The sequence below is a fragment of the Terrabacter sp. RAF57 genome, from assembly GCF_052113925.1.
Lineage (GTDB): Bacteria > Actinomycetota > Actinomycetes > Actinomycetales > Dermatophilaceae > Terrabacter.
Genome location: NZ_JBFRDT010000011.1, coordinates 85,455 through 106,002, shown reverse-complemented (window position 1 = coordinate 106,002; position 20,548 = coordinate 85,455). Strand labels below are relative to the sequence as shown.

Genomic DNA, 20,548 nt, shown 5'->3' with positions numbered 1-20,548 from the left:
CGGAGGTGCTCAGTCGTCGAGCGAACGGACGTAGTCGGCGAGGGCGGCACGGTCGGTGCCCAGCGTCTTGACGTCGTGCCCGAGGGTCGCGGTCGCCTCGCGCGCCGTCAGGGAGAAGGTGCTGCCCGGGCCGGTGACGTGGACGGCGTCGAGGTTGGTCACCGTGCCGAGCAGCAGCGTGGCCGGCCCGGTGAGGTCGGTCGCGTCGAGCGGTTTCGCCGGGTCGGTGACGGTGATCGTCACGGCATACGGAGGTCGGGTCGTCCACAGCGAGAGCGTGTAGCTGCCGGCGGGTCCGAAGCCGGCGTCCCCGACGAGAGCGATGACCTTGGAGTTGTCGCCGACGTATGCCGTCCGGTCGGCCCAGAGCGCCTGCGCGCGGTCACCCGCAGCGACCGACCCGGACGCGTCGGGAGACGGGGCGTCGGCCGGGGACGAGGTGCACCCGGCGAGGGCGACGACCCCGACGGCGAGCGAGGCGACGACGTTCCGGACCATGTGGGGTCTCCTGTCTGCGGCACCGACCACCGGTGCGCTGCAGGTCAGGGACGCGGCGCGCACTCCCGCGGTTCCCGTCGGCCGCGGTGGGATCGAGCCACTCCTCGCGAGGGCCTCAGCCGACGCCGTGGTCGCGGGCCCAGAGCGCCGCCGACGTCCGGTCACCGACGCCGAGCCGACGGAAGACGTTGCCGAGGTGCACCTTGACGGTGCGTTCGCTGATGCCGAGGGTGCGGGCGATCTGCTTGTTGGCGAGGCCTCGTGCGACGTGTGTCAGCACCTCGCGCTCGCGCTCGCTCAGGGCCGGCCCGGCCGAGCGCCGGTCGGGCGACGGGAGCAGCGCGCGAGCCACGCGCGGGTCGAGGGGCGCGTGTCCGGCGGCCGCGGCGCGGACCGCGTCGAGGACGTCCCGGGGCTCGCTGTCCTTCAGCAGGTAGCCGATGGCCCCGGCCTCGACCGCGGCGCGAACCCGGTCGGCCTCCGCGAACGAGGTGAGGACGACGACGGGAGACGTGGTGCCGGCGGCGCGGAGGCGGCGGATCGCCTCGACGCCGTCGACGCCGGGCATCGAGAGGTCCATGAGGACGACGTCGGGACCGAGGTCGCCGACGACCACGACGGCCTCCGCCCCGTCGGCGGCCTCCCCGACGACGCGGAGGTCGTCGCTGGCGTCGATGATGGTGCGCAGGCCGGCACGGACCAGCCGGTGGTCGTCCACGACGACGACGGTCGTCATCCGTCCTCCTTCTGCACCGGGAGTGCGAGCAGCCACAGCGTGCCGCGTCCCGGCGCGGACCGGACCCGCAGGACCGCCCCGACGTCGGTCGCCAGGTCGGCGAGGACGCGTACGCCGAAGTGTCCCTCGAGACGGGGCAACAGTGTGGGATCGAAGCCGATCCCGTCGTCCCGGACCCGGAGCACGACCGGGCGCGCCGGGTCGGAGCCGTCGGCGGAGAGCCGGATCCAGACGTGCGTGGCCCCGGCGTGGCGCACGACGTTGCGCAGGCACTCGCGGGTGACGCGGTGCGCCACCTGCTGGGCCAGCTCGCCGAGCCGCGCGGCCTGCTCCCCGTCGACGTCGACGGACACCGCGATGCCGCGTCCGGCGAGCGGACGAGCGAGGTCGGTGACGGCCGTCGCGAGGCCGGCGTCCGCGAGCCGCTCGGGGTAGATGTCGACGAGCAGGGAACGCAGGCTGGCGATGCTCGCCCGCACCGTGGAGGCCGCGTCGCCGATCGTCGAGGAGAGTGCCGAGCGGCCCTGTGCCCGTGCGGACTCCGCAGCGCCGCTGACGGCGAAGGAGCTCGCGACGAGGTCCTGGACCGGACCGTCGTGGAGGTCGGCCGCGATGCGGCGGCGTTCCCGGGCCGAGGCGTCGACCGCGCGCCGCAGCAGGGACTCGCGCTGCTCCTGCGCGGTGCCGAGCCGGTCGAGCAGGCGCCAGATGATCGGCGCCATGAGGACGAGGAGCAGCAGGAGGCTGCTCGCGAGCACTCCGGCCAGACCGCGCCACAGGTCGAAGGCGCGCGTGCTGACGGGACCGTAGTCGCCGTAGACCTCGAAGAGCAGCTCGGAGCCGGACGGGGTCCACACCGGGCGGTACACCTCGAGGAGCTTGCCGCCGTAGCGCTCGAACTCGTTCTCGGACCGGTCGAGGTCGGACACCTCGGCCCGGGTCTGCGGCGCGACGAGAGTCTCGCTCTGCTCGTCGCCCAGCGCGAAGTGCTGACCCACGAGCCGCGTCTCGTCGGCGTAGACGATGCGTCCGTCCGGTGCCCACAGCTTGACCCTGACGATCCCGTTGGGCAGCACACGTGCGCGGACGACCTGGTCGAGAGCGGCGTACGCGGCCGGGTCACCGGTGAGGAGGGCGTCCTGCAGCACCGGCTGGACGACGGCCAGGGCCAGCAGGTTCGTCGTGTGCGCCGCGTCGTTGACGGCTTCGCGCTCGGCGAGCCGGCTCGCCGCGAACGAGGCCCCGACCATGACGACGACGAAGACGACGAGGGCCGCGAGCCCGAGCTGCACGAGCATCCGGCGCCGGCTCGGCAGGGGGCGCACCCGCGCCGGGGCGACGCCGTCGGCGAGCGTCCACCAAGGGGGGAGGTCCCGGTGGTCACGCCCGCCGACGGCTCGCGGCGCGTCCGGGGGCTGGGGGTCCCCCGGGTGCGGCGCCGGCACAGGCACCGGGATCGTGTCCCCGGCGCCTGCGCGGTCGGTGCGCTGACTGGTCAGTGGTCGTCACCACCCGAGTCGTCCGAGCCGTGGCCTCCGGACGAGTGCGAGCCGGACGCGTGCGGGCCGGAGTCATCGGAGCCGGAACGCCCCGACCCCGAGTCGTCGCCCCCCGAGTGCGACGACCCGGAACCGGAGGACCCGGACGAGCCGGAGCCCGAGGAGCCGGAACCCGACGAGGCAGAGCCCGACGAGCCGCCCGCACGGTGGTCGTCGCCGGCCTCGGTGCGGGAGTCGCGGGGACGGTCGCCGCCGTGGTCGTCACCGACCTCGGTGGTCCGGGTGGCGCTCGGGGTGGCGGACGGCATACCCGTCGGGGTCGGGTCGTCGTCGCCGGACTCCGGCAGGAGCTGCGCCGACGCGGGGACGCGGGCGGGGACGCTCTGGGCGAAGGAGCTGTTGCCGACGAGCCCGAGGGTGGCCGGGACGAGGGCGGCGACAGCAGCCGCGGCGAGGGTGAGGCGTCTCATGGGGGTGGACCTTTCGTGGGTGGGCGCGAGGGCGGCGGGCTGCGGTCAGCCGGGGTAGACGACGGTGGCTCGGCACTCCTGGCCCGTCGCCGCGTAGCGGGCGTAGGCGCGGATCGTGTCCGAACCGGCGCGGTTCGTGACGAGGCTGCGCACCGTGAACGAGCCGCTCGGCGCCGTCGTGACGGCGGACCCGGACCGGACCGGGACGGTGTTGTCGCTGAGCGCGACGCTCCAGCGCTGGCCGACGCGGTTGCTGTCGACCTCGAGCTCGACCCGGATCCGGCGGTCGTCCTGCTTGGCCTTGAGCGTCCACGTCGCGCCGGCCGAGCAGGTGCCCGACGTGCGCACCTCGAGTCCCTTGGCCGAGGCGGCCGGCGCGAGGGTGACGGCGCCTGACGCGAGGGCTGCTGCGACGAGGGCGATGGCGGACGTGGCGGTGAGAGTTCGGCGAGTCCTCATGCGTGACCTCCTGGTGGGGGCCCGTCCCGGGTGGTCGGCGGCGGGTCAGCGGGTGCTGTGGGTCCACCGTGCGTCCTCGGGGCGGGCAGGCACCATCGGGCTTTGGTCCTAGTACCTGCTCACGACGACGCCGTGCAGCCGCCGTGGGTTCACCGAGCCCGGGCTCAGAGGTCCTTGGCCCACTCCCGCGTCCAGCCCGTGACGACGAAGCCCATCCGCTCGTTGATGGCGACCATGTGGGTGTTCGTGTCGGCGTTCCACGTGCGCACCGCCGTGACGTCGGGGCGCTCCCGGCGGAGGGCGCGGAGGTTCGCGGTCTTGACGGCGAGGCCGAGCGCCCGGCCTCGGTGCTCCCGGAGGACGAGCGTGTCCGACTGGACGGCGAGGTCGGGCTGCCCGGGCCGCACGACGATGTCGGTGAAGGCCACGAGGCGTCCGGTCGGCACGTGCCGCGCGACGGACTCGATGCCCCAGATGGGACTCGGCGTGTTCCACAGCAGCCGCACGCGCTCGGCGTCCCAGTCCTCCTCGTCGAGGTCGATGTCGCCGGACGGGGCGTCGGTGCTCATCCGTCGTGCGAGCAGCGCCCGGTCCTCGAGCCACGCCTCGGGAAGCCCGTCGACCGACGTCTCGATGACGTATGCCGCCGGGTCGGGTCGGGGGTCGAGCGCGGTCAGCGCTGCCTCGTCCACCGGCAGGGCCAGGTCCTGCCGGAGGTCGAGGAGCGTCTGCCGGTAGCCGTTCACGTGGGCGAATCCCGTTGCGGCGTCACCGTTCTCGACGGGCGCGCCGCTGTGCTCGTGGATGCGGTCACACCCCTCGTCGCGGAGCACCTGCTCGCAGTGGACGAGGAGTGACGAGCCGATCCCGCGCCGCTGGTGGTCGGGGTGCACCGAGAGCCACAGCCCCGCGGTGCCGACGTTGTCGCGCGTCCGACGGATCGTCTGCGCCGCGGCGACTGGGCCGTCCGCGCCTTCCTCGGTGACGACGAAGGACCGCCGCACCTCGTGCCGGCGCTCCGCGACGTCGACGATCTCAGCGACCGTCGTGCGCTCGGCGGCGTCGCCCCACACGTGGCGGTTGGCTGCGTGGTGCACCTCGAGCCAGGCCTCGCTCGTCGGGTCGTCGACGGCGAGGTCGATCTCCTTGATCTGCAAGGTCATTCGCCGCTCCCGGTGATCTTCTGCCATTCCCGGCTGTACCCGTCGACGGCGTAGCCGAGCTGCCGGTTGACCGCGAGCATGTGCTCGTTGGAGTCGGCGTTCCACGTGCGGACCGCCGTCACGTCGGGCAGCTCGTCCATGAGCCGCAACGCGTTGGCCGCCTTGAGCCGGAGACCGAGCCCATGCCCGCGGTGCTCCTTGAGCACGAGGGTGTCCTGCTGGTAGCCGAGGTCGGGGCTTCCTGCGGACACCCCGATCGTCGTGAAGGCGACGAGACGGCCCGAGGGCGTGTGGCGCGCGGCTGACTCGACGATCCGCCGCCCGGAGGCCCGCGTGCGGGCGTGCGTCTCCCGCAGGCGGTCGGCGTCCCAGGCCTCCTCCTCGAGGGCGAGGTCGTCCGTGGGGGCGTCGGTGCTCATCCGCTGCTGGAGGACCGCGCGGTCGTCGAGCCACGCCTCGGGCATCGTGTCGACGAAGGTCTCGACGGCGTAGTCGTCGGTGACGGCCACCAGCGCCGAGAGCGCGTCGCGGTCGGCGGGAAGCGGCATGGCGCTGCGGAGCATCGTCTGCCCCACGGCGTAGCCGTGCCGAGCGGCGAACGTCTCCGCGAGGTCGACACCGCCCTCGGCCCACTCGGTCTCGCCCATCAACGTGCCGCGGCCGTGCTCGCGGGCGATCGCCTCTCCCTCGCGCAGGAGGGCCTCACCGATGCCCCGCCGCCGGTGGTCCGGCAGGACCGACAGCCAGAACAGGGCCAGGTCGAGGTTGTCGCTCGTCGGGATCCGGGCCTCGAACGCACCGACGAGACGGTCCCCCACCCACGCCGCGCGAGCGACCCGCGTGCCCGACGGCGAGCGGTGGAAGCCCCGGATCTCGTCCAGGGTCCAGGCGCTGCCCGCGGGACCGAACAGCTCGCGCTGGACGGCTGCGTGGACGCCGATCCAGTCGGTGGCCGCGGCCTCCTGGGCACGGTCGAGCAGGTCGATCGGCCGGATCTCGAGGTCGTCGCTCATGTGGGCAGTCTGTCGGGCCGGCCCCGCGCGCGGCGAGCGATTTGTCCGGGACCGCGCCATCCGGCATACGCGGGGGGTCGCGGACGTTACAGGGACGTAAGACGCTCCCAGCACGAAGGATGTGACACTGGCATGGTGTTCGGATTCGGTAGGAAGTCCCAGATGCCCAGCCGCGACGAGGCCCTCCCGGGCCGCGCGGACCGCCCGTATGCCGTGAACCCCACCCATGTCGTGCTGGGCACCCCGCTCGAGGGCCCGTGGCCCGACGGCTCCGAGGTGCTCTACGTCGCGATGGGCTGCTTCTGGGGGGTCGAGCGGATCTTCTGGAAGCAGGACGGCGTCGTCTCGACGGCGGCGGGCTACATGGGTGGCTACACGCCCAACCCGACCTACGAGGAGACGTGCACCGGGCGCACCGGCCACGCCGAGACCGTCCGCGTCGTCTACGACCCCGAGAAGACCTCGCCCGAGCTGCTGCTCAAGGCCTTCTGGGAGAACCACGACCCGACGACGTCCAACCGCCAGGGCAACGACATCGGCACCGCCTACCGCTCGGCGATCTACTGGACGACCGAGGGCCAGCGGCTCGCCGCTGAGGCGACGCGCGAGGCGTTCCAGAAGGTGCTCGATGACAACGGCTACGGACAGATCACGACGGAGGTCCGCTCCGCGGACGACGCCGGGCCGTTCTACCTCGCCGAGGACTACCACCAGGGCTACCTCCACAAGAACCCCGGCGGCTACTGCAACCACGGCCCCAACGGCATGACGTGCCCGGTCGGGATCGTGCGCCAGGACCAGCTCCCGGCCCAGCAGGACATCGCTCCGCCGGCCTGACGCCGGACGCAGGGCGCACGTCGCCCGACGCACGACCGCGGCGCCGTGGGATCTCGGATCCCACGGCGCCGCAATCATGCCCGGCTGATGCCGGCGGGCCTCAGTTCTGGCAGGCCGCCTCGTCGAAGTGGCCAGGCGTGCCCGGGTAGGCCGCCCCCGCCCCGTGCTCCGTCTCGCCCGGGTGGACGAGGGCGAGCTCGCGGAAGGCCGAGGTCCCCGCCGTCGTCACGTCGGTGGCGGACCGTCCGGCGCTCGTGGCCCACGCCAGCTGCTGCAGGAAGTCCTGCATCGCCGGCGAGTGCTGACGCACGTCGTTGAAGCCGCCGTAGGCCGAGTTGCAGTGCGAGAACAGGTTGTAGGCGCCGTTCCAGTCGATGAGCCGGTCACCGGCGTTCGGGCCGTTGGCCGTCACGTCGCCCTGCATGACGTCGCGGTCCCAGCCGCCGTAGATCCAGTCGGTCCCCTGGTGGTGGTTGTTGTTCGCGGGGTCGGCGTCGTCGGTCCCGGTCATCTCGAACCACAGGCACGGGTCGACCGTCGTGACGGCCTTCTTCGTGCCCGACGTCAGCGGCCAGTCGCCGAGCGTGCACCCGGTGCCCGGCGTGTAGCTGCCGCGCGGCCTGAGGTCGAGCAGGTCCGAGCCGAGGACGTCCTGCTTCGTCGGGTCGGACTCGCCTGCGCCACCGAAGAGGTGGTCGACGAACCGGTCACCGGTGCCGCGCGACGTCGGGTCGAAGGCGCCGTTCGTGCGGCAGTCAGGCGTGTTGCCGTCAAGCCCTGCGTCGCAGCCCTGGCCGCCCCACAGCACGTCCTCGCCGTCGTCACCGAAGACGTCGTCACCGCCACTGTCGCCGTTGGCGACGTCGTCGCCGTAGCCGGCGTGGATGGTGTCGTCGTCGGTGCCGCCCCGGATGAGGTCGCGCCCGCCGTCGTCCATGCCGTTGTGCGGCATCGACGCGTCGGTCGACGAGCCGATCCACTGGTCGCCGTCGACGTCGTGGAGCAGGTCGACGCGCCGGTCGTACGCCGTCCGCGCGAAGCCGGTGAAGCTCTCCTTGGGCGGGCTGTTGAGCGAGCTCGTGAACGCCGCCGGGCTGTCGCCGGCGCTGAGGTACTGGTTCACGATGCCGCCGCGGTCGCCGACGATGGCGTCGCGACCGCTGTCCCCCGTGATGCGGTCGTTGCCGAGCTCACCGTAGAGGTCGTCGTCGCCGGCGCCACCGGACACGGTGTCGTCGCCGTCCTGGCCCCAGATGCCGTCGTTGCCGTCGTCACCCCAGATGACGTCGGCACCGAAGGTCCCGACCACCTCGCACGTCGCCTGCGCCGTGGAGCAGAAACGGGTGCTCGGCCCGGGCAGCGCCGGGTCGTGCGTGCGCGACGCGGTCGCGTCGGCCGGGAGCGGACCGTCCGGGTAGCGGTCGGCATACGCCTTCTCGGAGCGAGTGCCCGCTGCGCCGACGAGCGTGCGCAGGAGCGAGCCGTTGTCGCCGAGGACGACGTCGTCGCCGCCGTTGCCCTCGATGACGTCGGCGCCGTCGCGGAAGCCCGGAGTCGGGGTGCCGCCGACGATGTCGTCCTGGCCCGCATCGGTGCTCAGGCCCCGGAGCAGCCCCACCGGGCTGGCCGACCCGGGCCAGGCGGCGCTCAGTGCCGTCGCCGCGGTGCCGTGCGCCGACGCCGGGCCGAACGGCAGGTCACCGAAGAGCGCGTCGGCTCCCCCGTTGCCCTGCACGTGGTCGGCGCCGGCGTCACCGGTGATGACGTCGTTGCCGTCCTGTCCCTCGAGCACGTCGACGCCGTCGCCGCCGGAAAGGCGGTCGAAGCCGTAGAGCGTCGCGGACGGCGTCGTGAGGAAGCCCGAACCCACCGACCGGTCGTACGGCTCGATGACACGGGACGTCATCGCCGCGCCCGGGGTGCTCCCGAGGCGGACCGTCACCGAGGTGGGTGCCTGGCCCGCGACCGGGCGCAGCACCTGACCGTTGTCGCCGAGGACGACGTCGTCGCCGGGACCACCGAAGACGGCGTCGTCGGTGTCCGGCTGGCCGGACGTCGTGTCGCCGGAGCCACCCTCAGGCGTAGAGCTGCCGCCGACGAGGTCGTCGTCGCCGAGGTCGCCCTCGACCCAGTCGATGTCGGGCCCACCCTCGACGTAGTCGTCGCCCGCGTCGCCCTTGAGTCGGTCGGTGCCACGCTGACCGAGCACGACGTCCGCGTCGTCACCGCCGAAGACCTGGTCGGCCCCCGAGTTGGCGAGGACCGGGCCGGCGCCGAGGTCGAGCAGCGTGATCCGGTGCGTGGTCGCGAAGCCGCGCATGCGCGTGATCGGCGTCGAGTCGGCCGCGCTGACCCCGGAGGTCACGACGGCGTTGTCACCGGCGACGATGTCGGGGCCGGCGTCGCCGAAGAGCACGTCACCGGAGTCCGGTCGCCCGACCCCGGCGGTCGCCTGCTGGAACGAGCCACCGACGACCTCGTCCTCGCCTCGGTCACCGTGGACGAGGTCGGAGCCGTTGTTGCCTTCGAGGTGGTCCGCGTCGTCGCCGCCGTTGACGCGGTCGTCGCCGAGCCCGCCGTACGCCGTGTCGTCGCCGGCGCCGCCGAAGAGCTTGTCGCCGCGACCGGCGTCGGGAGAGGTCCCGGCGAGGTCGAACGGGACGGCAGGCGCGTCTGCAGACGTCGACGGGTCGTCCACGGTGCCGTTGTCACCGATGAGGATGTCGCGGCCGGTGTCGCCCGAGAGCACGTCGCCGGCGTCGGCCGGGTCCGTGTCGGTGCGGCCCGCGGCCCGCGTGCCGCCGTAGACGAGGTCGTCGCCGTCGCCGCCGCTGGCCCAGTCGGCGCCGTCGTTGCCCTCGATGACGTCCGCGGCCTCCTGGCCGTAGAGGACGTCGGCGCCGGCGTTGCCGAAGAGCAGGTCGAGGCCCTGTCCGCCGTAGCCGCGGTCCTGGCCGGTGCCGCCCCAGGCGCGGTCGGCGCCGTCGCCGCCGAAGAGGACGTCGTCACCCTGCTGGCCGCAGACGAGGTCGTCGCCACCGCGGGCGTCGACCCGGTCGGCCGCACCCCCGGCGGAGATGGTGTCGACGCCGGCGCCACCGGTGATGAGGTCGGGACCGTCGTCGGTGCTCGGGTCGCCGCCACCCGACGTGCCTTCCGGCACCGGGTCGGACGCGACGGGCGAGCCTGCGCGACAGGTCTCGTCGGCGGCGGCTGCCACGGTCGCGGCGTCACGCAGGGTGTCGCCGAAGATCGTGGACGCCCCGTCGCCGCCGATGACGTGGTCGCTGCCCCGGCCCCCCACGAGCGTCTTGGGAGACGGCGCCGTGCCGGCGGGCAGGGCCTGGTGCTCGACGAGGCGGGTGTGCCCGAAGGTGACCCCCTCGATCGTCTCGGTGGCCCCGAGTCCACCGACGCGGCTGGGCTCGGCGACGACGTAGTCGTCACCCGGTCCGCCGTAGATCGCGTCGGAGCCGTAGCCGCCGACGAGGGCGTCCTCGCCCCCGCCGCCGAGGATGCGCGCGTGCTCGGACGGCGCCGAGTGGCTCGTGACGACGTCCTGCTCGCGGCTGCCGTAGACGACGTCGTCGCCGGAGCCGGTCTCGACGATGTTCGGCACCGTCGGCTGGCCGCTCGGCGTCGTGAGTGTGTCGGCGGGGCCGGCTGCGTCGACGCCAAAGTTCTGCTCCGACGCCGTGTAGATCGTGTCGGGTCCGGTCCCGCCGGTGACCGAGTCGCTGCCGAGCCCGCCGACGAGGACGTTGCCCTTCGAGCGGATGGTGGATCCGGAGCCGTCCGGCCGGTCGGCCGCGACGCCCACCTTGTCGTCGCCGGGACCGGCGTCGACGCGGTTGCGGCCCAGGCCCACGCTGATGGTGTCGGCGCCGCCCGTGGCCTGGGCGCGGGTCGTCGGGTCCACGCTCAGCTGGGCCGGGTCGACGAGGTCGCCGAGAGTGATGGGCGTCTTGCCCGGCCAGTTGGCATCGTCGACGCCGTTGAGCGTCGCCGAGAAGGACTTCGGGGGCGAGGGCAGGCTGCCGTCGCCGGTGACGAAGTCGTCGCCCTGTCCGGTCGTGATGGCGTCGGCGCCGACCCCGCCGGCGACGCGGGCGACCTGGCCCACGGCGTCGGCGGTGACGATGCGGTCGTCCCCGTCGCCGCCGTCGACCCAGGAGCTGCCCGTGCCGGTCTGGATCTGGTCGTTGCCGGGGGTGCCGAAGACGATGGCGTCCTTGTCGAAGGACCTCAGGTCTCCCGCGCCGCCCGCCGACGACGGGTCGGAGTCCTTCTTGCCGTCGCCCACGAAGCTGACGACGAGGGGCGTCGACGAGCCGCGGCCGTCGACGACGACGCGCTTCAGCGTCGGGTCGAGGTACTCACGGCGCTCACCGAGCATCTGGATCGCGAAGCCGTCGAAGCCCGCGTCGGTGCCGTCCGGGTCGGCGGCCGTCTGGGCGAAGTGCAGGGCCGTCACCTTGACGACGTCCGCCTCGGTCTCGCTCGTGTTGCCCCAGGGCTCACCGCGCTGGCTGTCGGTGCCGAAGCGTCCGGCGAAGACGGCGAGCGTGCCGTCCGAGGTGCCGCCGAGTCTGGGTGGTGGTGGGGTGCAGTTGGGTTGTGCCGTGAAGTCGAGCAGCGTGATGTCCGCGAGGTTGATCGAGAAGGACACGCTGAACGGCGAGAACCCGAGGGTCACGTAGAGGCGCAGGAAGAGGCTGAGCCGGCCCGTGGTCGTGAAGAGGCAGAGCGGGTTGTTGACCGCGGCGTGGAGGAACTCGCTGACCCGGAACTTCCCGTCGTTGTTCGGGTCGTTCCAGTGGAAGCCGATGGTCAGGTGCAGCCCACCCTCGATGCCGACGGTGATGATGACGGCCGTGACCGCGGCGCCGGCGGCGATCTCGCCGTCGAGCTGGACGACCGGCACCGGCCGCCCCTCGGAGTCCGTCGTCTTGAAGTAGAGGCCGTCGAGAAGCTTGACGGGGTTGACCGCGGCTCCCTGCTGGGCGGCCTCGACGGCATACCTGATGCCGGCGGTGTCGAGGCCGGCCATGAAGCGCAAGGTCACCGACGCGGACCCCGACAGTGTCACCATGACAGGCGGCGGGGCGTAGACCGGTCCGAACGACTGGCGCCAGGTGAAGCCGAGGGTCAGCGGGCCGCTGTCGAACTCGACGAGCGAGACGTCGCTGCCCATGAGCAGGCTGAAGACCGACGACGGGTTGTCGAGGATCGGGAAGGTGAAGCCGGACCTGCTGGCGCTGCCGGCGGCGGCGCCGGCACCGAAGACGTTGCCCTTGCCGCCCTTGGTGTTGAGGGCGGACTTCACGCTGTCCGGGCTGGCCGCGCTGGCGGTCTTGATGAGCGAGCCCGCGGTGCCCGGCGCGAGGCTGCTCGTCGGGGACACGTCGGTGTCGAGGGCCTTGTCACCGCTCACGGTGAAGCTGCCGATCGGGATGAGGCACGACGGCCCCCCACCGCCGCAGTCGGGCAGGTTGTTGATGAGCGTGGTGAGTGCGGCGATCTTGTCGACGAAGTCGAGCTTCGGGCCGCCGGCCAGGGTGTTGAACGTCTTGGCCAGCGTCATGAGGCTGACGTCGCCGCCACCTGCCATCCGGCTGAGGTCGGACAGGACGGGGATCGGGGCGTAGAGCGTGTCGAGCACCGGCTGGAGCGGGCCCGTCACGGACTTGACCTTCTTGAGCACCGGCCCGAGCAGGTTGGACAGGAAGCCACCGGCGTCGATGGCGACGTCCTTGAACTCGATGGATGGTGCGCCGAGGTGCTTGAGGTCCTGGTTCGTGAACTCCCAGCCCATGACGAAGTTCGCCTGGACGCCGGGAAGCACCGAGTCGACCGACGCCTTGACGATCCAGTCGGCCTTGACCTTCGCCGTCAGCGAGATGCCGAAGAGCGACGACGCGTGGCCGTCGCCGATGTCGGCGACCGTCAGGACCGAGCCGTCGGACTCGGTCGTGTCGCGCGACGTGAGGTCGACGAGGAAGGCGCCGGCGAAGAGCGGCGCGGTGCCGTTCTTCGTGACGTCGATGTCGAGGAACGCGAGCTGGGCCTTCATCGACGCAGGCATGTCGAAGCGCGCGCCGAGGCCGAACTCGGGCGCAGCCGCCCCGTCCTGCCAGGCGTCGTGCGTGTAGATGACGAAGCCCTTGGTCGTGTTGACACCGGCCTTGAGGTGCAGCTGGAGGCCGACGCCGTAGGTGATGGCGTCGGTGTCGCCCGCCTTGAGGGCGAGGCCCGGGATGCCGATGTCGAGCGGCAGCTTCTTGCCGTCACCGAGACAGCCGGAGCCTGCGACGCAGCCCTGCTCGGGGGTGACCGTGCCCGCCTTGATGGTGAAGGCGAGGCTGATCCCGTTGATGCTCGTCGTCGGGCAGTCGGTGCGGTCGGGCTTGGTGCTCACGGGCGCGTATGCCGTGGCCGTGGCGGTGCCGTCGTCGGTGAAGGTCTGCGCGCTGCCGGACGCCGCGTCGACGACCTTGACGAGCTCGTAGGCGCCGCCGTCCTTGCTGCGCAGCACCTTGTACTTCGTGGCACCAGGGGCCGCCGACCACGACACCGTGATCGAGTTGCCGCCGCCGAGGGTCGTCCACGACGTCGTCGCCGCGGCGCTCGCGCCCGAGGGGACGGTGTCGCCGCCGGTGCCGGAGCCGCTGCCCTGGCTGGCGACGATCTCGTAGCGCCACGAGGTGGAGCCCGTCGTGGACGGCGTGGCAGCAAGGGTCGGTGCGCCGGTCGGCTCGAGCTTGAGCTTGCACTCGTAGTTGACCTCGAGCGTCGTCTTCTCCAGACCGGCTGCGGTGATCGCCTCGGCGAGCTTGTCGTTGACGTAGGTGCGGGCCTCGGCCGGGCTGGCCGGCACGCTGCCGAGCTTGGACTTGATCTCCGTCCGGAGCCGGCCGATGGAGTCGGCGCCCTGCTGGAGGTCCTTGCCGACGAACGGCAGCTTGCCGTCGAAGGTGGCCAGGCGCATGGCCTGCTCGATCTTCTCGAGGTAGCCGTCGAGGCCGGGCCCGATCTGGGTGAAGTCGGCGAAGGCGCTCGCGAACGCCGCGGACAGGTCGGGCACCTCGAAGCGCTGCTTGGCGGCGTCGGGGGCCGGGAGGTTGCCCGTCAGGGTGGCCAGGTCGGCGGGGTTCGTCGAGTCCGGGAGCCGTAGCGCGATGGAGCCCAGGGAGGCCGGCGGGCTGCCCGGCACGGTCGCGTAGAGCGGGACGGTGCCGCAGACCATGAGCGGGGTCGCGAGGCCCTCGCCGCAGTCGACGGGGGTGTTCGAGGCGTTGAAGCTGACGTCGAGGCCCGAGAGGAAGGTCGAGAAGCTCACCGGGGTGTCGGCGGTCGCGCTCGCGTCGGCCAGGTCGAGGCTGACGTCGGCCTTGAGGGACACCTGCTTGGCCGCATCGCCGCCGGGGTCGCCGGCCGAGACGGTCAGCGGTCCGATGGTGCCCGCGACGCGGCCGTTGAAGCTGGCCGCGGCCGCGACGCTGACCTTCGAGTCGGCGAGGACCTTGAGCGAGGTGGCGTCGCCCGGCCCCGTACCGGGCGCGAGCGGCACGACGAGGCCGACGTCCACGCCGCCCTTGACGTGCACGGAGCCCTGGCCGCTGGCGGCCGCCGAGACGAGCGACTGGTCGCCGCCGAGGTCGAGGCGCAGCGGCGCGTTCGTCTGGTAGTCGCGCTTCCAGTCGAGGTCGAGCACGACGCTCGGCGTCCCGCCGTCGTCGAGGTAGCGGAAGTGCAGCGCGCCGGTGCCGAGTCGCTCGTCGAGGAACGCGACGAGGTCCTGCATGTTCTGCGGCGGGTGCACCGACATGATGTCGATGGCGTCGTCGAGGGGCGAGCGGAAGGTGTATGCCGTGTCGTCGGCCGGCTTGGTCGTCCAGTTGTCGGTCAGGGTGACCGTGTCACCCGAGACCGACGCGGCGACCGCCACCTGGGTGCCGACGACGACGGTGCGTCCGACGAAGGACGCGTCGAACGTGCGGCCCACATGCTGGAGGGTGTTCGTGCCGTAGTTGACGTCGCTGCCGACACCCGACGAGTCGCGCTGCATGAGGTCGCGCAGGGAGGTGCCGGTGCCGGGGATCTCGCGGCTGTAGACGCCCGACGCGCCGCCGGGCTGGGCGTCGGCGAGCTGGGCGGCGAGGGTCTGGAAGGTCTTGAGCACGATCGCGAAGAGCTCGGCCTGTGAGCCCGGCTTGATGTCGAGCGCGAAGATCCGGCTCAGCCGGCTGAGGTCAAGCTGGGGACCGTCGGTCCCGGTGAGCCGGGTCAGGTCGTTCCACGAGGCGGAGACGCCGACGTCGGTGCCGGCAGGCAGGAAGCCGTCCGCGTCGGGGATCGAAGCCTTGAGGTCTGCGGTGGCACGGACGTTGACGTCGACGTCGAGCAGGTCGCCGGCCTTGCTGGGCCCGGTCGGGCTCGCCGTGACGAGCTGGTCGAAGAGCTGGCGCAGGCGGATGTCGTGCTGGGCGTCCCCGGCCTGCTTGAGGCCGATCGAGAGCATGTGCCCCGTGCCGGGGGCCGAGCAGTCGGCGGGCGCGGCGCTGTTGCACACCGCGAGGTGCCCCTTGAGGCGCACCTGGAAGAAGCCGGCGTTGGCGGTGAAGTCGACCGCGGTGTCGATCGGGAAGTCGGCCGTGAGCAGCGGGCTGCCGGTGCGGATGAGCACGCGGTCGGCGCCCAGCGGGAGCGAGGTGACGTTGGTCTTGAACGCCCCGGTCGTCTGGAGGAACGGGCAGGCCTCGGTGTTGCCCTCGAAACCGATGCACGCCGCACCGGTGCGGGCGTCCTGCAGGTCGAGCACGAGCGTCAGGTCCGCCGCGAACGACGGCTTGACGGTGGCGAAGGTCTGGGCGGAGTTCGCCCGCAGGATGCCGCGGCGCGGTCCACCGGCGACGGGCTGGTCGGTCAGCCGGTCGCCGAAGGTCACGGCGCCGAGCTGGGCCTCGGGACCGACGATGACGAACGGCGTTCCGGCAGATGGCTGCCCACCGATCCAGGGTCCCGAGAGCGTCAGCGCGTTCTTCGTGTTCGAGGCGATCTCACCGGCGGACGTGCCGGCCATGACGCGCATGCCGGTCCACTGGTTCGCCTGCCACGGCTGGGAGCCGTCGTCGAGCGTGAGGCCCGTGGCGGCATACGTCGCCGAGGGCCGGGAGGTGCGGGCACTGCCGGCGTCCATGGCGACCCCGGTGCTCGGCGCGGTCTTGACCATGCGCATGCGGAAGACGAGCTTGCTCGTCGTCGGGTCCCACGCGAGGTCGTCGAGGCCGATGCCCGCCGCCTTGAGCTTGGCGATGAGGTCCTGCAGGGAGTCGAAGGTCGGGTTGCCGACCGTTGTCGCGTCGAAGCCGGACGGCGACGGCTGGTCGGGGTCCGGCTGCTGGACGACGTTGGCCTTGAGGAAGTCGACGAGGACCTGGTTGGCCTTGACGGCGTCGGACACGGTGCCGCGCAGGAAGGGCAGATCGAGGTTGCCGGTCGTCGGGAGCGGTCCGGCGCCGTCGGGGTCGAACTTCGCCTGCTGGATCCCGGTCAGGGCGACCGCGACCTGGGCGAGGCCGTCGGCGAGGTCGCGCAGGCTCATGTTCTGGAACTTGCCGACGAGGGTGGCGAGGGTCGGCGCCGAGACGGTCGGCGTGCCGGTCGAGATGTTCGCCCACGTCAGCGTGACGTCGGCGGCGACGTTGCTCGGGAAGCTGACGCCCGCGATGCCGCTCGTGTCCGCGGCGATCGACAGGGTGCCCGTGACCGAGCCCGGGGTCCCGGGGTCGGAGGCCGAGCCGGTGGGGTCGAGGTCAGCCGACACGAGGCCGGCCAGGGAACCGTCCGCGGCGAGCTCACCGTCGCCGACACCGGCTGCGTCGTAGGCGAGGACCCCGTCGTTGTTCGGGTCGTTGACGCGGGCGTATGCGTGCGCCTTCACGGTGAAGTCGGTGCTCTTCAGCGTGACGCCGAGGATGCCGACGGCGGCCTTGGCTGCGCCGGACAGCTGCGCCGTCACGTCGACGTCGAGCCGCGGCGCGTGAGCCGCGTCGCTGGCGAGGTAGACGCGGTTGGTCGTCGGTCCAGTCCAGACGACCCAGAGGGAGAGGGTGGCCTCGACGGTGGCCGTGACCCCCTTGGGTGAGGACAGCTCGACCTTGGGGCTCGTGGAGCTGACGGTGAGCGCCTGCTGGTTCGCGGTGCGGGTCACGACGAGGTTGACGTGCACGCGCTTGCCGTCGGCGAGGTCGTCGACGGAGACGTCGAGCGTCCCGGTGCGACCTCCCGGCAGGGCGACCGACTCGCCCGACGTCGCGAGGTCGGCCCACGTCGTCGTGCCGGCGAGCGTCGGGGACACGCCCTTGGCGATCAGGTCGTCAGCGCCGGCGAGGCCGCCGGGGCTCGCCGACACGAAGGGAATCGGCTTCCCGAGCGCGCCGATGCCGGCGAGCCCGGAGGTCCAGGCGGCGAGGTTCCGCGTGCCTCCGCTGCCGCCCAGGAGCGCGACGAGGCGGTCGACCCCGGGATCGGGGTCGGCGGCATACGCAGGCGACTGGCCGGCCAGCGCTCCCACGACGACGAGGAGCGAGGTGAGACCGGCTCCGAGGGCACGACGAATCGACTTGCGCACCATGATTCTCCCCATGTGGGGGCGTGTCGTGTGCCCGTTCCCTGCGCGAGCCGTGTCCGCCACGCCATCCCTCGGCCCAAGGTATTGAGGAACACGTCACATGTCCGGAAAACCCCCGGAACTCATTCCGAATCGGTGATATCGGGGCGCATGTGACACATGGGACAAAAGGGTTGGCCGGCTCCGGGGTGCGCCCTCCCGGTGGCTCGCGATGGCAGGATGCCGCCATGGCCGACAAGAGCTTCCACATCAGCCGCGAGACGACGATCGCCGCTCCCCCGGAGCGGATCCACGCTCTCGTCAACGACTTCCACGAGTGGCAGGCCTGGTCGCCCTGGGAGGGGCTCGACCCGGCGATGGAGCGCACGTACGCCGGCCCGACGTCCGGTGTCGGCGCCGTCTACGCCTGGCGCGGCAACAGCAAGGCCGGCGAGGGCCGCATGGAGATCCTCGAGTCGGAGCCGCAGCACCTCGCCGTGGACCTGCTCTTCGCCGCCCCGATGAAGGCGCACAACCGCGTCGACTTCACGCTGGCGCCCGCCGGCGAAGGCACCCGGGTCGAATGGGCCATGACCGGCCCGCAGAACCTCGTCATGCGCCTCATGAGCAAGGTGTGGTCGATGGAGAAGCTCATCGGACCCGACTTCGAGAAGGGCCTCGCGCAGCTCAAGCGCACCGCCGAGAGCGCCTGATGGGCCTGGAGATCCGGCCGGCGACCCGCGACGACGTGCCGGCGATCGTGGCCATGCTCGCCGACGACCCGCTCGGCGCCGCCCGTGAGGACCTCGGCGACCCGCAGACGTACGACGCGGCCTACGACCGGGTGGTGGCCGACGCCGGCCAGCACCTCGTCGTCGCCGAGCGTGACGGCTCGGTCGTGGGCACGCTCCAGCTCACCGTCATCCCCGGACTCTCCCGGCGCGGAGCCACGCGCTCGGTCATCGAGGGCGTGCGCGTCTCCCGCGACGAGCGCGGCACGGGTCTCGGGACCGAGCTCCTCACGTGGGCCGTCGAGGAGTCACGCCGCCTCGGGTGCACCCTCGTGCAGCTGACGAGCGACGCGAGCCGCACCCACGCCCGCCGCTTCTACGAACGGCTCGGCTTCGTCGCATCGCACGTCGGCTTCAAGCTCGCCCTCGACGACTGACCCCGCGGGCGCTGCCCACGGGGTCGGTCGTCACGCGACGGCGCCACTCGGACGGCCGCCGAGGGCGCTCGCTCAGAAGATGCGGACCCGCTCGGCCTCGTCGAGCCACAGGGCATCGCCGGGCTTGACCGCGAAGGCCTCGTGGAACTCGCTGAGGTTGCGCACGGCATTGCCGCGGACGTCCTGCGGGGAGTGCGGGTCGATGGCGAGCAGCCGAATGGCCTCGGCCTCGCGGGCCTTGCCCTTCCAGACCTGTGCCCAGCCGATGAAGAAGCGCTGGGGGCCGGTGAACCCGTCGAGCTCCGGCATGCCGGTGTCCTCGGTCGCGATGCGGTAGGCGGAGTAGCCGATCTGGAGGCCGCCGAGGTCGCCGATGTTCTCGCCGACGGTGAGACCGCCGTTGACCTTGTGGTCGTCGGACAGCCCGGCCGGGGTGTAGCCGCTGAACTGCTCGATGAGCCGGTGCGACAGCGCGTCGAACCGCTCCCGGTCGGCCTCGGTCCACCAGTCGCGCAGGGCTCCGGTGCCGTCATAGCGGGAGCCCTGGTCGTCGAAGCCGTGGCCCAGCTCGTGGCCGATGACGGCGCCGATGCCGCCGTAGTTGACGGCGTCGTCGGCCTCGAGGTCGAAGAAGGGCGGCTGGAGGATCGCGGCCGGGAAGACGATCTCGTTCATCGACGGCATGTAGTAGGCGTTGACGTGCTGCGGCAGCATGAACCACTCGGTGCGGTCGATCGGACCGCCGATCTTGGCGAGGTTGCGGTCGACCTCGAAGGCCGAGCTGCGGCGCACGTTGCCCACGAGGTCGGTCGGGTCGATCTCGATGGCGGCGTAGTCGCGCCACACGTCGGGGTAGCCGATCTTGGGCGTGAACGCGTCGAGCTTGTCGACGGCCTGCGCACGGGTGTCGGGACCCATCCACTCGAGCGAGGAGAAGGAGCGGCGGAAGGCCTCGACGAGGTTGGCGACGAGCTGCTGCATGCGCTCCTTGGCCGCCGGGGGGAACCAGCGCTCGGCATACAGCTGGCCGACGGCCTCGCCGACACACGACTCGACGACGGAGACGCCGCGCTTCCACCGCTCCTTGTTCTCCGGCTGGCCCGAGAGCGTGCGGCCGTAGAAGTCGAAGTCCTCGTCGACGAACGACTGCGGGAGCACCGACGCGAACTCCGACAGGACGTGCCACGTCAGCCACGAGCGCCAGTCGGCGACATCGGTGGATTCGAGCGCGGCCCCGAGGCCGGTGACGAAGCTCGGCTGGCGCACGACGACCTTGTCGAACGAGCCCGCAGGCGCACCGAGGCCGGACAGCCATGCGTCCCAAGGGAACTGGGGCGCGAGTGCCTTGGCCTCGTCCAGCGAGTGCGCGTTGTAGGTCTTGATCGCATCGCGGTTGCTCACGGTGTCCCAGTGCGAGGCCGCGAGGAGGGTCTCGAGCGCCATGATGCTCGTGGCCTTGGCTCCGGCGTCTGGGATGCCGGCGAGACCGAGCAGCCTCTCGATGTGCGCGACGTAGGCCGTGCGGATGTCGGCGTACTTGTCCTCGCGGTAGTAGGACTCGTCCGGCAGACCGAGACCGGCCTGCTCGAGATAGACGACGTAGTCCTCGGGCGAGCGCTCGTCGGGCGACACGAAGTGCTGCAGGGCGCCGGCGACACCGTCACGGGCGACGCGGCCGAGGGCCGCTCCGAGGGAGTCGACGTCGTCGACCGCCGCGACCTCCGACAGCACGACCTGCAGGGGCGCGAGCCCGAGCTCCTCGATGCGGTCGGTGTCGGTGAAGCTGGCGTAGAGGTCGCCGACCTGGCGCTTCGGAGACCCGGGGGCGCCCGCCTCGGCGGCGGCCGCCTCCTCGATGAGGTCACGCACCCGCGCGGTGGACTCCTCGCGCAGGATGTCGAAGGTGCCGAAGCGGGCCCGGTCGCCCGGAATCTCCGTCGTGTCGAGCCAGGTGCCGTTGACGAACCGGAACAGGTCGTCCTGGGGCCGGGCGGACCGGTCGAATCCCTCGAGCGTGATGCCGGACTTCATGAGCACGTTCTCTCCCCACTGCGAGTGCCGGACCTGACCGGCGAGCGTGCTGCCGAGCCTAG

Annotated in this window: 12 protein-coding genes; 3 read left to right on the top strand and 9 right to left on the bottom strand. The window is 72.2% G+C overall.

Annotated features, from left to right (window positions below):
* Positions 1-9 precede the first annotated feature (9 nt).
* From AB4Y83_RS13765 to AB4Y83_RS13735, 7 genes are all read right to left on the bottom strand, one after another.
* Complete coding sequence (locus AB4Y83_RS13765; RefSeq protein ID WP_442273845.1) at positions 10-498, bottom strand: DUF4825 domain-containing protein; 489 nt, start codon at positions 496-498, stop codon at positions 10-12.
* Between the two features lie 115 nt (positions 499-613).
* On the bottom strand, positions 614-1,234 hold the full coding sequence (locus AB4Y83_RS13760) for a response regulator (protein WP_442273844.1): 621 nt from the start codon (positions 1,232-1,234) through the stop codon (positions 614-616).
* Positions 1,231-2,685, bottom strand: a complete 1,455-nt coding sequence (locus AB4Y83_RS13755; RefSeq protein ID WP_442297218.1) for a sensor histidine kinase — start codon at positions 2,683-2,685, stop codon at positions 1,231-1,233. The genes AB4Y83_RS13760 and AB4Y83_RS13755 overlap by 4 nt, the downstream gene beginning before the upstream one ends.
* 44 nt (positions 2,686-2,729) lie before the next feature.
* Positions 2,730-3,203: a hypothetical protein gene (locus AB4Y83_RS13750; protein WP_442273842.1), complete on the bottom strand. Its 474-nt coding sequence runs from the start codon at positions 3,201-3,203 to the stop codon at positions 2,730-2,732.
* Positions 3,204-3,248: 45 nt separating this feature from the next.
* A complete protein-coding gene (locus AB4Y83_RS13745; protein WP_442297217.1) occupies positions 3,249-3,662 on the bottom strand; it encodes a hypothetical protein in 414 nt (137 codons plus the stop codon).
* Positions 3,663-3,826: 164 nt separating this feature from the next.
* The gene (locus AB4Y83_RS13740) at positions 3,827-4,825 is read right to left on the bottom strand and encodes a GNAT family N-acetyltransferase (RefSeq protein WP_442297216.1); all 999 of its coding nucleotides are present in this window, start codon (positions 4,823-4,825) and stop codon (positions 3,827-3,829) included.
* Positions 4,822-5,838 carry a GNAT family N-acetyltransferase gene (locus AB4Y83_RS13735; RefSeq protein WP_442297215.1) on the bottom strand — a complete coding sequence of 339 codons (1,017 nt, stop codon included), beginning with the start codon at positions 5,836-5,838 and terminating at the stop codon, positions 4,822-4,824. The genes AB4Y83_RS13740 and AB4Y83_RS13735 overlap by 4 nt, the downstream gene beginning before the upstream one ends.
* 162 nt (positions 5,839-6,000) lie before the next feature.
* Here AB4Y83_RS13735 and msrA point away from each other — a divergent pair, with 162 nt between their 5' ends.
* Positions 6,001-6,675, top strand: a complete 675-nt coding sequence (gene msrA / locus AB4Y83_RS13730; RefSeq protein WP_442273838.1) for a peptide-methionine (S)-S-oxide reductase MsrA — start codon at positions 6,001-6,003, stop codon at positions 6,673-6,675.
* Positions 6,676-6,775: 100 nt separating this feature from the next.
* On the opposite strand, the gene AB4Y83_RS13725 is transcribed toward msrA, so the two are convergent.
* Positions 6,776-17,311, bottom strand: a complete 10,536-nt coding sequence (locus AB4Y83_RS13725) for a calcium-binding protein (protein ID WP_442297214.1) — start codon at positions 17,309-17,311, stop codon at positions 6,776-6,778.
* Between the two features lie 224 nt (positions 17,312-17,535).
* On the opposite strand from AB4Y83_RS13725, the gene AB4Y83_RS13720 reads away from it, so the two are divergent.
* A complete protein-coding gene (locus AB4Y83_RS13720) occupies positions 17,536-18,000 on the top strand; it encodes an SRPBCC family protein (protein WP_442273836.1) in 465 nt (154 codons plus the stop codon).
* Positions 18,000-18,455, top strand: a complete 456-nt coding sequence (locus tag AB4Y83_RS13715; protein WP_442297213.1) for a GNAT family N-acetyltransferase — start codon at positions 18,000-18,002, stop codon at positions 18,453-18,455. The genes AB4Y83_RS13720 and AB4Y83_RS13715 overlap by 1 nt, the downstream gene beginning before the upstream one ends.
* A gap of 72 nt (positions 18,456-18,527) precedes the next feature.
* Here the strand turns inward: AB4Y83_RS13715 and AB4Y83_RS13710 are convergent, their stop codons facing one another.
* Positions 18,528-20,486, bottom strand: a complete 1,959-nt coding sequence (locus AB4Y83_RS13710) for a M13 family metallopeptidase (protein ID WP_442274016.1) — start codon at positions 20,484-20,486, stop codon at positions 18,528-18,530.
* Positions 20,487-20,548 lie beyond the last annotated feature (62 nt).

Bases quoted from the DNA above. Each gene is read 5' to 3' on its own strand.
- AB4Y83_RS13765 (WP_442273845.1), bottom strand. From the start codon at position 498: ATGGTCCGGAACGTCGTCGCCTCGCTCGCCGTCGGGGTCGTCGCCCTC.
- AB4Y83_RS13760 (WP_442273844.1), bottom strand. From the start codon at position 1,234: ATGACGACCGTCGTCGTCGTGGACGACCACCGGCTGGTCCGTGCCGGC.
- AB4Y83_RS13750 (WP_442273842.1), bottom strand. From the start codon at position 3,203: ATGAGACGCCTCACCCTCGCCGCGGCTGCTGTCGCCGCCCTCGTCCCG.
- AB4Y83_RS13745 (WP_442297217.1), bottom strand. From the start codon at position 3,662: ATGAGGACTCGCCGAACTCTCACCGCCACGTCCGCCATCGCCCTCGTC.
- AB4Y83_RS13740 (WP_442297216.1), bottom strand. From the start codon at position 4,825: ATGACCTTGCAGATCAAGGAGATCGACCTCGCCGTCGACGACCCGACG.
- AB4Y83_RS13735 (WP_442297215.1), bottom strand. From the start codon at position 5,838: ATGAGCGACGACCTCGAGATCCGGCCGATCGACCTGCTCGACCGTGCC.
- msrA (WP_442273838.1), top strand. From the start codon at position 6,001: ATGCCCAGCCGCGACGAGGCCCTCCCGGGCCGCGCGGACCGCCCGTAT.
- AB4Y83_RS13725 (WP_442297214.1), bottom strand. From the start codon at position 17,311: ATGGTGCGCAAGTCGATTCGTCGTGCCCTCGGAGCCGGTCTCACCTCG.
- AB4Y83_RS13720 (WP_442273836.1), top strand. From the start codon at position 17,536: ATGGCCGACAAGAGCTTCCACATCAGCCGCGAGACGACGATCGCCGCT.
- AB4Y83_RS13715 (WP_442297213.1), top strand. From the start codon at position 18,000: ATGGGCCTGGAGATCCGGCCGGCGACCCGCGACGACGTGCCGGCGATC.
- AB4Y83_RS13710 (WP_442274016.1), bottom strand. From the start codon at position 20,486: ATGAAGTCCGGCATCACGCTCGAGGGATTCGACCGGTCCGCCCGGCCC.